This window comes from Streptomyces sp. NPDC053541 (genome assembly GCF_044544705.1).
In the GTDB taxonomy this organism is placed as follows: Bacteria; Actinomycetota; Actinomycetes; order Streptomycetales; family Streptomycetaceae; genus Streptomyces.
This window is the reverse complement of sequence record NZ_JBITXM010000008.1, coordinates 443,902-456,643: the sequence shown is the minus strand read 5'-3', so window position 1 is coordinate 456,643 and position 12,742 is coordinate 443,902. Positions and strand designations below refer to the sequence as shown.

Annotated in this window: 9 protein-coding genes; 5 read left to right on the top strand and 4 right to left on the bottom strand. The window is 74.1% G+C overall.

The window, feature by feature from the left end:
* Window positions 1–666 precede the first annotated feature (666 nt).
* Both ACIGW2_RS22755 and ptsP read left to right on the top strand, forming a co-directional pair.
* Entirely contained in the window at window positions 667–1,116 is a 450-nt protein-coding gene (locus ACIGW2_RS22755; RefSeq protein ID WP_356075557.1) for a PTS glucose transporter subunit IIA, read from the top strand.
* 81 nt (window positions 1,117–1,197) lie between these two features.
* Window positions 1,198–2,868, top strand: coding sequence for a phosphoenolpyruvate--protein phosphotransferase (ptsP, locus tag ACIGW2_RS22750; protein ID WP_391656972.1), 1,671 nt, complete (start codon window positions 1,198–1,200; stop codon window positions 2,866–2,868).
* Window positions 2,869–2,946: 78 nt separating this feature from the next.
* Here the strand turns inward: ptsP and ACIGW2_RS22745 are convergent, their stop codons facing one another.
* Together ACIGW2_RS22745 and ACIGW2_RS22740 are read right to left on the bottom strand one after the other, a co-directional pair.
* Window positions 2,947–3,858, bottom strand: a complete 912-nt coding sequence (locus ACIGW2_RS22745) for a hypothetical protein (protein ID WP_399845365.1) — start codon at window positions 3,856–3,858, stop codon at window positions 2,947–2,949.
* A 40-nt stretch (window positions 3,859–3,898) separates the two neighbouring features.
* Window positions 3,899–5,179 carry an MFS transporter gene (locus tag ACIGW2_RS22740; RefSeq protein ID WP_399845362.1) on the bottom strand — a complete coding sequence of 427 codons (1,281 nt, stop codon included), beginning with the start codon at window positions 5,177–5,179 and terminating at the stop codon, window positions 3,899–3,901.
* A gap of 47 nt (window positions 5,180–5,226) precedes the next feature.
* Here ACIGW2_RS22740 and ACIGW2_RS22735 point away from each other — a divergent pair, with 47 nt between their 5' ends.
* Window positions 5,227–6,546, top strand: coding sequence for an aminotransferase class I/II-fold pyridoxal phosphate-dependent enzyme (locus ACIGW2_RS22735; protein ID WP_399845359.1), 1,320 nt, complete (start codon window positions 5,227–5,229; stop codon window positions 6,544–6,546).
* A gap of 66 nt (window positions 6,547–6,612) precedes the next feature.
* On the opposite strand, the gene ACIGW2_RS22730 is transcribed toward ACIGW2_RS22735, so the two are convergent.
* On the bottom strand, window positions 6,613–8,577 hold the full coding sequence (locus ACIGW2_RS22730; RefSeq protein WP_391656976.1) for an acetoacetate--CoA ligase: 1,965 nt from the start codon (window positions 8,575–8,577) through the stop codon (window positions 6,613–6,615).
* A 225-nt stretch (window positions 8,578–8,802) separates the two neighbouring features.
* Here ACIGW2_RS22730 and ACIGW2_RS22725 point away from each other — a divergent pair, with 225 nt between their 5' ends.
* Window positions 8,803–11,178: a glycoside hydrolase family 31 protein gene (locus tag ACIGW2_RS22725; RefSeq protein ID WP_399845357.1), complete on the top strand. Its 2,376-nt coding sequence runs from the start codon at window positions 8,803–8,805 to the stop codon at window positions 11,176–11,178.
* A gap of 62 nt (window positions 11,179–11,240) precedes the next feature.
* On the opposite strand, the gene ACIGW2_RS22720 is transcribed toward ACIGW2_RS22725, so the two are convergent.
* Window positions 11,241–11,813 carry an NUDIX domain-containing protein gene (locus ACIGW2_RS22720; RefSeq protein ID WP_399845354.1) on the bottom strand — a complete coding sequence of 191 codons (573 nt, stop codon included), beginning with the start codon at window positions 11,811–11,813 and terminating at the stop codon, window positions 11,241–11,243.
* A gap of 60 nt (window positions 11,814–11,873) precedes the next feature.
* Here ACIGW2_RS22720 and ACIGW2_RS22715 point away from each other — a divergent pair, with 60 nt between their 5' ends.
* Entirely contained in the window at window positions 11,874–12,722 is an 849-nt protein-coding gene (locus ACIGW2_RS22715) for a M15 family metallopeptidase (protein WP_391656979.1), read from the top strand.
* Window positions 12,723–12,742: the final 20 nt, after the last annotated feature.

Below are 12,742 nucleotides of genomic sequence, written 5' to 3'. Positions count from 1 at the left end.
AATGTTTACCCGTGATCGGGTCGACACACACGAGAGCGGAACAGCTCGGCCGGAATAAGGCCGACTGTTCACAGCGTCCTCGCTGTGCGCCACCCACAAGGGGTGGACTTTTTTCAAAGGAACCTCGACCATCCAGAGGATGGACGGGGTATCAACTAATCTGGCGTTGATTTTTGGCACGCTGTTGAGTTCTCAAGGTGCGGACGCTTCCTTCGTACTCACCCTCGCGGGTTTTCCTCCGGGCGCTTCCTTCGTTCTTGCGTTTCCGACTCTATCAGATCTTTCCGACCCGATTTCCTCGGTGCTTTCCGGTCCCTTTTCCAGGCGTTCACCTGGCGGGCCTTCGGCGTGGTCAAACACTACCAGGCTTTCTCGGTGCCCCCGACCACTCCCCCTGCGAGCACGCAGAGGTGTAGACCACTGGGGTTAGGATCTGGCTTGATAGGTGCTGCCGACCCACGACTCAAAGCCGCGTTGGGGTCAGGCAGGAGTACGACAGTACATCTCACCATCACTGGAAGCAAACCGTTTCCGGGTGGTCGCTAGGTCCGCCAACCGGGACGTCCCGGGCGAACCCGGACTACCCATGACATACGCTTCTGAACAGTACGCCGTCCAGGACAGGTAGTGACGGCGCCGAATATCTCCGCCCCTGGGAGGCTTCCCATGACATCCGTGACGTCGCCACTCGCTGGACGCGCCATCGGTCTCGCCGCTGTTCCCGACCCCGTCTTCTCCGGCGCGATGGTTGGGCCCGGCACCGCCATCGACCCGGTCCGTGAGCCGGGCGAGGCCGTCTCGCCCGTGGACGGGGTCGTCGTCTCTCTGCACCCGCACGCGTTCGTGGTCGTGGACGCCGAGGGCCACGGGGTGCTGACGCACCTCGGCATCGACACCGTCCAGCTCAACGGCGAGGGCTTCGAGCTCCTCGTGAACAAGGGTGACACCGTGACGCGCGGACAGGCCGTCGTGCGCTGGAACCCCGCCGCGGTCGAGGAGGCGGGCAAGTCTCCCGTCTGTCCGGTCGTCGCTCTCGAGGCCACGGCCGACTCCCTCTCCGGTCTCCGTGAGGACGGGGACGTGAAGGCCGGCGACGAGCTCTTCTCCTGGAGCTGACCGCCGGCTCGTCCCACGGACGAGCGCGCAGACGACATTCAACGCGGCGGCGCGGCCGCCGCTCTATCGGAGACGGGTGAGATGGAGACAACGCTGCGAGGCGTCGGCGTCAGCCACGGGGTGGCGATCGGCGAGGTCCGGCACATGGGCACGGCGGTCCTGGAGCCGCCGGCCAAGCAGATCGGTCCCGACGAGGCGGAGCGCGAACAGGGGCGCGCCCGTCAGGCCGTCGAGGCCGTGGCCGCGGACCTCAATGCGCGCGGCAATCTGGCCGGTGGCGAGGCCCAGGCGGTGCTCGAGGCGCAGGCGATGATCGCGCAGGACCCGGAGCTGATGGCCGACGTGGACCGTCGGGTCGCGGTGGGCAGCACCGCCGAGCGGGCCGTCTTCGACGCGTTCTCGCACTACCGGGAGCTGCTCGCGGGTGCCGGTGAGTACATGGCGGGCCGGGTGGCCGACCTGGACGACGTGCGGAACCGGATCGTGGCGCGGCTGCTCGGTGTGCCGATGCCGGGCGTGCCGGACAGCGACGAGCCGTACGTGCTGATCGCGCGGGACCTGGCTCCGGCGGACACGGCGCTGCTCGACCCGGCGCTGGTGCTCGGCTTCGTGACCGAGGAGGGCGGGCCGACCAGCCACAGCGCGATCCTGGCGCGGGCGCTGGGCGTGCCGGCCGTGGTCGCTCTGCCGGGTGCGGGTGAGCTGGCCGAGGGCACGGTCATCGCGGTGGACGGTTCCACGGGTGAGATCTTCGTGGACCCGAGCGAGGAGAAGAAGGCGGAGCTGACCCGGGCGGCCGAGGAGCGCAAGGCCGCGCTGGCCGCGTCGAGCGGTCCGGGTGCGACCTCGGACGGGCACAAGGTGCCGCTGCTCGCGAACGTGGGCGGTCCGGCGGACGTGCCGGCGGCGGTGGAGGCCGGTGCCGAGGGCGTGGGTCTGTTCCGTACCGAGTTCCTGTTCCTGGACGACAGCGCCAAGGCGCCGTCGGAGGAGAAGCAGTACGAGGCGTACCGCAAGGTGCTGGAGGCCTTTCCCGAGGGCCGGGTGGTCGTGCGGGTGCTGGACGCGGGGGCTGACAAGCCGCTGGACTTCCTGACGCCGGCGGACGAGCCGAACCCGGCGCTGGGCGTGCGGGGTCTGCGGACGCTGCTCGACCACCCGGAGGTGCTGCGGACGCAGCTGACCGCGCTGGCGAAGGCCGCCGAGGGTCTGCCGGTGTACCTGGAGGTCATGGCGCCGATGGTGGCCGACCGTACGGATGCGAAGGCGTTCGCCGACGCGTGCCGTGAGGCGGGGCTGCGGGCGAAGTTCGGTGCGATGGTGGAGATTCCGTCCGCCGCGCTGCGGGCGCGGGCGATCCTGCAGGAGGTCGAGTTCCTGTCGCTGGGCACGAACGACCTGGCGCAGTACACCTTCGCGGCCGACCGTCAGGTGGGTGCGGTGTCGCGGCTGCAGGATCCGTGGCAGCCGGCGCTGCTGGACCTGGTGGCGCTGTCCGCCGAGGCGGCGAAGGCCGAGGGCAAGAGCTGTGGTGTCTGCGGTGAGGCCGCGTCGGATCCGCTGCTCGCGTGTGTGCTGACGGGTCTGGGTGTGACCTCCCTGTCGATGGGTGCGGCGTCGATTCCGTACGTGCGGGCGACGCTGGCGAAGTACACGCTGGCGCAGTGCGAGCGTGCGGCGGCCGCGGCGCGTGCCGCGGACACGGCGCACGACGCGCGGATGGCGGCGCAGGCGGTGCTGTCCGGGGAGTGATCCGGGCCGCCGGGCCGTGATCGGTGTCGAAGGGGCTTCCCGCCATGGTGGCGGGGAGCCCCTTCTGCGTCTTGGGACTCAGTGGTGGTGGGGGTCGTCGGTGGTGTCGAGGGGGAAGCCGGCGCGGTAGTCGGCGCCGGGTTCGGGCGCGATGGGTTCGCCGGTGCGGGCGTCGGTGCAGTAGGCGTCGAAGACCTCGGCCTCGGTGAGGGGGTGGAGGTCGCCGTCGTTCAGGCGCCAGCCGTGGAGGCGGTCGGGGGCGCCGGGGGTGGTGGTGCGCAGGACCAGGCCGCCGGGGCTGCCGAGGGCGAGGCCGGCGGCGAGGACGGTGAGGAATTCGGCGCCCTCGGTGCTGTCGAGGCGGGCGGGTCCGGTCGCGTCGCGGGCGGTGTGGAGGGTGGCGAGGAGCTGTTCGTCCTCGGTGGGGACGCTGCACACGAGGTGGTGGGTGCCGGGTCCGGCGGCTTCGAGGAGGCGGAGCAGGAGGTGGGAGGCGCGGTCGAAGGAGGCGCGTCCGATGTCCTGGCCGCAGTCGGCGCAGGGTCCGGCGTCGGTGAGGAGGAGGGTGGCGTACTCCCAGGTGGCGTGGCGGACGGGGGTGTCGACGAGGGTGGGCAGGAGGGTGGCGAGGGCTTGTCCGGTGTAGTGGACGCGGGGGCCGGTGGCGGCGCGTTCGGCGGTGTAGGCGGCGCGGCTGGCGGGGTGGTCGGGGTCGCGGCCGGTGGCGGCGCAGTGGTCGGCGTAGTCCTCGGGGTCGAAGAGGGCGACGGTGGTGTGGCCGCCGCGGGCGGCGAGGTTCTTGAGCAGGGCTTCGACGTGGGCGAGGTAGCGCCGGTGGTCGTCGAAGGGGAAGGTCTCGTACTGCCGCATGGCGGTGAAGTCCTCCTCGTCGGCGAGGAGGGCGACGGTGCCGGCGACCTCGTGGCGCAGGGCGCGGCGGAGGGCGGCCGTGGTGGTGTCGTGGGTGGTGCGGGTGTGGCGGTCGGTCATGGGTCCCCCTGGGTCGTGTCGGGTCCGTCGCTGCGACGGACTACTCACTCACCGTAACCGTGGGGACTGACAGTGACGTCGGGGCGGGGCGGCTGACCCGGTCGCGGATCAGGCGGTGCTGGGTGGCTCCGGCGCCGATGAGGGCGAGGCCGAGGAGGGGCCAGGCGAGGGGTCCGGCGGACATGACGGCGGTGACGAGGAGCGGTCCGGCGAAGCGCTGGGTGGAGTGGGCGAGTCCGTGGACGCCGAGGTAGCTGCCCTGGGCGTCGGCGGGGGCGAGGGCGACGGAGAGTTCCCAGGACGCGGTGGCGTGGATGATCTCGGCGAAGGTGAGGGCGATGACGGCGAGGACGAGGGCGCCGATGGCGAGGGCCCGGCCGCCGGCGGCGGAGGCGGCGAGGGCGAGGGTGCCGAGGGCGAAGAGGCCGGAGAGCGGGACGAGCAGCCGGCGGGCGGCGGGGGTGGTGGCGCCGAAGCGGGCGAGGGGGACCTGGAAGAGGACGACGAGGACGGTGTTGAGGACGAGGAGGAGCGGGGCGAGGCCGGCGGGGGCGGCGGTGGCGTGCACGATCCAGAGGGGGACGGCGACCTGGAGGATGGTGTCGTCGAGGAAGAGGGCGGCGTCGGTGGCGGTGTAGCCGAGGAAGGTGCGGTCGCGCCAGGGGTTGGCGGGCCTGGTCTTGGGGGTCTCGGTCGCGGTGGCGGCGACGCGGGAGGGGGCGGGGGGTTCGGCGCAGCGCAGGGTGAGGGCGGCGATGACGGCGTAGGAGAGGACGTTGCCGACGAGGAGCAGGGGGTAGGCGTGGACGCTGCCGGTGGCGAGGGCGGCCGCGGCGCCGAGGCCGCCGATGGACCAGCCGATGTTGACGGTGGTGCGCTGGATGGCCTGGTAGCGGACGCGTTCGGGGCCGGCGAGGCGGGCGGCGTAGAGCTTGATGAGGACGCTGCCGGCGCGGTCGGGGAGGGCGCCGAGGGCGGAGTAGAGGGTGAGCAGGGCGAAGTCGTCGGTGGTGAGGAGGGCGAGGAGGGCGGCGGCGCGCATGACCTGGCTCGCGGCGATGACGCGGACGAGGGGGAAGCGGTCGGCGAGGCGGCCGGCGAGGGGTGCGCCGGCGATGCCGACGCCGCCGGAGACGGTCATGAGGAGGCCGACCTGGCCGAGGCCGAGGCCGGAGACGTAGGTGAAGTAGAGGGCGGTGCAGCCGGCCCAGAGGCCGGTGCCGGTCTTGTCGATGATGCTGACGATCAGCATGCGGCGGCCGTCGCGGCCGCCGGGTATGCGGGCCAGGACGGCGCGGTGGCGTGGAGTCGGGCGGCTCACTCGGTTCCCCCTTGACGCGAGTTATGTATTGATACATAGTTCAGTACGTGGCAACACAATATTCGATCAGTGGGACGACGGCCAAGGGAATTGCCGCGTCCGTCGAGCGCGGCGTCTCCGAGGGCGAGCTCGCGCCGGGCGACGCGCTGCCTCCGGTGCGGCGGCTCGCCGACGAGCTCGGTGTCAGTCCGGGCACCGTGGCGACCGCCTACAAGGAACTGCGGCGGCGCGGCCTGGTGGTGACCCGCGGGCGCGGCGGCACCGTCGTGGCGGAGGCGCCCTCGGTGGCCTCACGCCGGCCTCCCCGCGTGCCCGAGGGCCTCGTGGACCTGGCGGGCGGGCACCCCGATCCGGCGTTCCTGCCGGTGCTGCACCCGCCGGCCGAGGTGCGCCCGGCCTTCGGCTCGCACCGGGGGGCGCCGCGGCTCGCGCGCCTGGAGGAGCTGACCCGCGCCTGGTACGCCCGGGACGGCGTCCCCGCGGAGCGGGTGAGCTTCGCGCACGGGGCGCTGGACTGCATCGCCCGGCTGCTCTCGGTCGAGCTGCGGCCCGGCGACGCGGTCGCGGTGGAGGACCCGGGCTTCCACCACCTGCTCGACCTCGTCCCGGCGCTCGGGCTGCGCATGGTGCCGGTCGCCGTGGACCGCGAGGGCATCACGCCGGAGGCGCTGCGGACGGCACTGAAGGCCGGGGTGCGGGCGCTGGTGTGCACCCCGCGGGCGCAGAACCCCACCGGGGCGTCCTTCTCCCCCGCCCGGCGTGACGCGCTGGTGGCGCTGCTGCGGGAGTTCCCCGAGGTGCTCGTCGTGGAGGACGACTACACCGCCGAGCCGGCCGGCCCGGTCGCGCCCACCCTGGCCGCGGCGGGTCTGGACCGCTGGGCGCAGGTGCGCACCGTGTCCAAGCGCCTCGGCGTCGACCTGCGCTGGGCCGGGGTGGCCGGCGACCCGGTGACGATCGCCCGGCACGACGGGCGGATGCTGATGACCTCCGGCTGGGTCAGCCACGTGCTCCAGGAGACGGTCGCGGATCTCCTCGCGGACCCGGCGACGGCCCGGCTGGTCTCGGCCGGCGAGGCGGCCTACGCGGAGCGGCGCGCGGCGCTGGCCGGCGCGCTCGGCTCGTACGGCATCCGCTGCGCCGAGGGCACCGGGATGAACCTGTGGGTGCCGGTGCGCGACGAGTCGGCGGTCGTCAACGGGCTGCGGACGCAGGGCTGGTGGGTGGCGGCCGGCGCCCGGTTCCGGATCGCCGCGCCCACCGGCGTACGGATCACGACGGCCGTGCTCGCCCCGGCGGACGCGGAGCGGCTCGCGGCGGACTTCGCGTCCGTCCTGGGCGACGCGCAGGCGACGTACGGCGGTTGACGGGAACACGAACAGGGCCCCGCGCACGAGGCGTGTGCGCGGGGCCCTGTTCGTGTGCCGCCGGGGCTACGTGCGGGTGCGGGCCAGCTCCTCGTAGAAGCGCAGCAGGTCGAGGTTGTCGACCGAGCCCGGGTTGACCGCCTTGGCCATCGGGGTGCCCTGGAGCAGGCGCTTGACCGGGACCTCGATGCGCTTGCCGGTCAGGGTGTGCGGGACGCCGGGGACCTCGATGATGGTGTCGGGCACGTGGCGCGGGGAGAGTTCGGCGCGGATCGTGCTCTTGATGCGCCCGATCAGCTCCTCGTCCAGGGTGGCGCCGTCGGCGAGGTGCACGAACAGCGGCATCCAGTAGCCGCCGTCCGGCTCCTCCAGGCCGATGACCAGGGACTCTCGGATCTCCGGGAGTCGCTCCACGGCCTCGTAGATATCGGCGCTCCCCATCCGGACGCCCTGGCGGTTCAGGGTGGAGTCGGAGCGCCCGTGGATGACGACCGAGCCGCGGTCGGTGATCGTGATCCAGTCGCCGTGCCGCCAGACGCCGGGGAACATCTCGAAGTAGCTGTCGCGGTAGCGGCTGCCGTCGGGGTCGTTCCAGAAGCGGATCGGCATGGACGGCATCGGGTTGGTGACGACGAGCTCGCCGACCTCGCCGACGAGCGGCTTGCCCGACGGGTCCCAGGACTGCAGGTCGGTGCCGAGGCAGGCGGCCTGGAGCTCGCCGATGTGCACCGGCAGGGTGGGGACGGCGCCGGCGAAGCAGGAGCAGACGTCGGTGCCGCCGCTGACGGAGGCGATCCACAGGTCCTCGCGGACCTCGTCGTGCAGCCAGCGGAAGCCGTCCGGGGGCAGCGGGGAGCCGGTGGTGGCCACGCACTTCACCCTGGACAGGTCGAAGTCCCGGCCGGGGTGCACGCCGGCCTTGGCGCAGGCCATGACGTACGCGGCGGAGGTGCCGTAGAGGGTGGCGCCGGTGCGCTCGGCGACCCGCCACTGGGCGCCGGTGTCGGGGTAGCCGGGGCTGCCGTCGTACAGCACCACGGTGGTGCCGGTGAGCAGGCCGGAGACGAGGAAGTTCCACATCATCCAGCCCGTGGAGGTGTACCAGAAGAACACGTCCTCGGGGCCGAGGTCGCAGTGCAGGCCCAGCTGCTTGACGTGCTCGATCAGGATGCCGCCCTGGGACTGCACGATCGCCTTGGGCAGGCCGGTGGTGCCGGAGGAGTAGAGCACCCACAGCGGGTGGTCGAAGGGCACGTGCTCGAAGACCGGCGCGGTGTCGGCGGCGGTGAGCGCGGACCACTCCAGGGCGCCCTCGGGGGCCTCCGTGCCGAGCAGCGGGATGTGCACGACGGCGCGCAGGGTGGGCAGTTCGGCGCGCAGTTCGGCGACGGTGTCGCGGCGGTCGTGCTCCTTGCCGCCGTAGCGGTAGCCGTCGACGGTGAACAGGACGACCGGCTCGACCTGCTGGAAGCGGTCGAGCACGCTGCGGGCGCCGAAGTCGGGGGCGCAGGAGGTCCACACGGCGCCGACGGCGGCGGTGGCGAGCAGGGCGACGACGGCCTCGGGGATGTTGGGCAGGTAGCCGCTGACCCGGTCGCCGGGGGTGACGCCGAGGCGGCGCAGCTCGGCGGCGAGCGAGCCGACCTGGCGGCGCAGCTCGGCCCAGGTGGTCGGGCGCGGCTCGTGGGTCTCGTCCACGTGCAGCAGCGCGGTGGCGTCGGGCCGCTCGTCGGCGGCGCGCAGGGCGTGCTCGGCGTAGTTGAGGGTGGCGCCCGGGAACCAGGTGGCGCCGGGCATCGCCCGGTCGCCGAGGACGCGCTCGTACGGGGTGGCGAAGCGGAGGTCGAACCACTCGGCGACGGCGGCCCAGAAGGCCTCCAGGTCCTCGACGGACCAGCGGTGCAGGGCCGCGTAACCGCCCTCCGCGGGCGCTCCGTGGCGCTCGGCCGCCCAGGCCTGGAAGCGGGTGACGGCGGCCGCGGCGACGCGGTCCTCGTCAGGCTGCCACAGCGGCTCGGTCTGCGATGTCATGTGGGTCGGCTCCCTGGCTGTACGCGGGTCTGCGTGTGGCACGCGCACGTGCGGGGTGTGCGCGTGACGCGGCTGACAGGACGATGCCACGTGATCCTCGTTCGCACCAGGGCGGACCGTGTGTTCCGCGCCTCTGGGCCGGGAGCTGAACATGTGCTCCCACCACGGGTGAACGGCAGTTGAACGGAGCTCGCCCGGCCCGGGGCGGATGGCAGGGTGAGCTGCATGGACGGTCGTGAGCTGGTGCGCGCGGTGAGGGTGATGGGTTCGGTACAGGCGTGGCGGGGGGTGCGGTCCGCGTGGCGGCAGCGGCGGACGGACGCGCGGGCGCTGCCCCGTCGGGGGCCGGAGCGGGCCCGGGTGCCGGGTCCGGTGGGCGAGGCGGAGCCGGCGCCGGGCGGCGGGACCGTCCGGTTCGCCCGCTCGGAGCTGCGGATCTCGGTGTCGGCGGGCGGCACGGTGTTCTGGGGCTGGGACGGGGCCGGGCCGCTGCCCTCGTACGCCCTGGCCGGGGACCCGCCGGAGCCGGACCCGCGGGCCGTCCTCGAGCCGGACACCGACGGCGGCTGGCGGGTGGTGTCGGAGCGGGTGACGGTCGCCGTGTCCCGGCACGGGGCGGTGGAGGTGCGCACGCCGGGCGGGGTGGTGCTGCGCCGTGACCTGCCGCCGCGCTGGTGGGAGCCGGTGCGGGAGGGGACCGCGGGAGGCGGTGCGCGGGCGCGCTGGGTGCAGCGCAGCGAGGTGCCGGCCGACGCGCGGTTCTTCGGGCTCGGCGGGCGGGCCTCGGGGCCGCGGCTGCGGGACGGCTCGTACCGGCTGTGGAACACCGATCCGCAGGGGAGCTTCGGGCCGGAGGACGACCCGCTGTACATCACCATGCCGGTGCAGCTGGTGGTCGCGGACGCGGGGACCCACCTGGCCTTCTACGACAACTCCTGGGACGGGCGGGTGGTGCTCGCCGAGGGCGAGGAGGGCGCCGGTTCGGGCCACGACCGGCCGGGCACCAGCGAGGTGCGGATGGACGGCGGGCCGCTGCGCTGCTGGGTGGTGGTCGGCACCCCCGCGCGCGTGCTGCACGGCTGGGCGGCGCTCACCGGCGCGCCCGCGCTGCCGCCGTCCTGGGCGCTCGGCCCGCAGCACGCGCGCTGGGGCTTCGGCAGCGAGCGCGAGGTGCGGCGGGTGGTGGACGGCTACCGGGACCACGGGCTTCCGCTGTCGGTGCTGCACCTGGACATCGACCACTACGCCGGGCACCGGGTGTTCACGGTGGACCGGGAGCGCTTCCCGGACCTGCCGGGGCTCGCCGGTGAGCTGCGCGAGCACGGGGTGCGGCTCGTGTCGATCGTGGATCCCGCGGTACGGGCGGAGCCGGGCGAGCCGGTGTACGAGGCGGGGCGGGCCGCGGGGGCGTTCGTCCTGGACGACCGGGGCGAGGAGGTGCGCGGGGTGGTGTGGCCCGGCGAGTGCGCCTATCCGGACTTCACCGATCCGGCGGCCCGGGAGTGGTGGGGCTCGTTGTACGAGGAGCGCCTGAAGCAAGGCTTCTCCGGGGTGTGGCACGACATGAACGAGCCGGTGTCCTTCGCCCCGTTCGGCGACCGGACGCTGCCGCGCTCGGCCCGGCACGCGCTGGACGGCCGGGGCGGCGACCACCGTGAGGCGCACAACGTCTACGGCCTGACGATGGCCCGCGCGGGCTACGAGGGGCTGCGCCGGCTGGTGCCGGAGGAGCGTCCGTTCCTCTTCTCGCGGTCCGGCTGGGCGGGCATGCAGCGGTACGGCGGGACCTGGTCCGGGGACGTGTCGACCGGGTGGCCCGGGCTGCGCGCCTCGCTGGCGCTGGTGCTCGGCCTGGGGCTGTGCGGGGTGCCGTACTCGGGGCCGGACGTGGGCGGTTTCGACGGGAGCCCGTCGCCGGAGCTGTTCCTGCGCTGGTACCAGCTGGGGGCGTGGCTGCCGCTCTTCCGGACGCACGCGGCGATCGACGCGGGGCGGCGCGAGCCGTGGGAGTTCGGGCCGGAGGTCCTCGCGCACGCGCGCGTGGCGCTGGCCGAACGCGAGCGGATGCTCCCGTACTTCGTCACCCTGTCGCGGCTCGCGCGGATGACGGGCGCGCCCTATGTGCGGCCGGTGTGGTGGGGGACGCCGGAGGACCGGGCGCTGCGGGACTGCGAGGACGCCTTCCTGCTCGGCGACTCGCTGCTGGTGGCGCCGGTGCTGTCCCGGGGCACGGACCGGCGGGCGGTGCGGCTGCCGCGCGGCCGCTGGTACGACACGGCGACCGGGGAGGCGTACGAGGGCCCCGGGCAGGTGCTGCTCGACGCGCCGCTCTCGCGGGTGCCGGTGCTCGCCCGGGCGGGCGCGGTGATCCCGGTCCGCGGCGGTGACGGGGAGGGGCTGGTCCTGGAGGTGTGGCCGCCGGCCCCGGGCCGCACGGGCGGCGGCCTGGTGGTCCGCGACAACGGCGACGGCTGGGACCCGGCCGAGATCGAGCGGTACCAGTCGCGCCTGGTGGACGGCCGGGTGGTGGTCGAGCGGGTCACCGACGACGGCGTGACGGAACCGGACCTGCCGGTCCGGGTGCGGGGGCAGGAGGCGTAGAGGGGCTCGGCCCCGGGCGGCGCCCGGCCCTGGGCGGCGCCCTCCCCCGCCGGGCCCGCCGCCTACCCGTACGCCCCCGCGAAGAAGCGCCGGACCGCCTCCGTGTGGAGCGGGAAGGCCAGTTCCGCCGGGGCGTGGAGGAGGTGGTGGCCACTGGTCTCGTGCGTCGGGGTCGACGGCGGGAGCTCGGCGGCGGGGCGGGGCGGGAGGAGGCCGAAGAGGAGGAGGTGGCCGGCCGGGGAGCTGAGGGCGTCGGCGAGGCGGACGTCCTCGGCGGCGGCCTCGACGCCGGTCTCCTCGCGCAGTTCGCGCACCACGGCCGCCCGCCAGTCCTCCGCGAAGTCGACGAAGCCGCCGGGCAGGGCGACCCGGCCGGCCTCGGGCGGGATCGTGCGGGTGATGACGAGCAGGGCGGTGCCGTCCGGGTGGGTGACGGGGAGCAGGGCGACGGCGACCGGCAGCGGGTTGCGGTAGGCCGTGGTGCCGCAGGCGGGGCAGGTGCGGGGCCAGCCGGCGCCGGCCGGGTAGCGGGTGCCGCAGGACGAGCAGTACGCGTGGGGCGCGGGGCCGGGGCGGGGGCCGGGATCGGAGTCGGGGCCGGGTTCGGAGTCGGGGCCGGGTTCGGAGTCGGTCACGCGGCCGACCGTACGCGATCTCCCTTTCCCCGCGCTGCCGTTGCTGGTAGACGGTGGGCCATGACAGCACTGACTCGACGCATCCGAACCATCCGGCGCAGCGGTCTCACCGGCCGCGCCGTCCGTGCCCTCGGCGCGTGCGCCGCCGCCGGGCTGCTCGCGGTCACCGCGGCCGCGCCCTCCGCGAGTGCCGCCCCGGAGCCGAAGGCCCCGAGGGAGTTCGTGGCGCTCGACCGGGTGGACCCGACGATCCTCCAGGAGATGCGCTACACCACGGAGCACAACTTCGTGGGCGAGCCGATCGACGGCTACCGGCAGCCGGTGTGCATCCTGACCCGGCCGGCCGCCGAGGCGCTGCACCGGGCCCAGACCCGGCTGCTGGCCCGCGGCTACACCCTGAAGGTCTACGACTGCTACCGGCCGCAGCGGGCCGTGGACCACTTCGTGCGCTGGGCGCAGGACCTGGCCGACGAGCGGATGAAGCAGGAGTTCTATCCGCTGGTCGACAAGTCGCGCCTGTTCGCGGACGGGTACATCGCCGAGAAGTCCGGGCACAGCCGGGGCTCGACGGTGGACCTGACCGTGGTGCCGCTGCCGGTCGTGCCCACCCGCCCGTACGTCCCGGGCGAGCCGCAGGTGCCGTGCTTCGCGCCGCGGGAGGAGCGCTTCCCCGACAACTCCCTGGACATGGGCACGGGGTTCGACTGCTTCGACACCCTCTCCCACACGGACGACCCGCGGATCACCGGCGTCCAGCGGGCCAACCGGGACCTGCTGCGCGGCGCGCTCGCCGAGCAGGGCTTCGTCAACCTGCCCGAGGAGTGGTGGCACTTCACCTTCAAGCCGGAGCCGTTCCCGGCGACCTTCTTCGACTTCCCGGTGGCCCGGAGGTCGGTCGCGGGGCACTGACGCCGCCGTCCCGCGGCGGG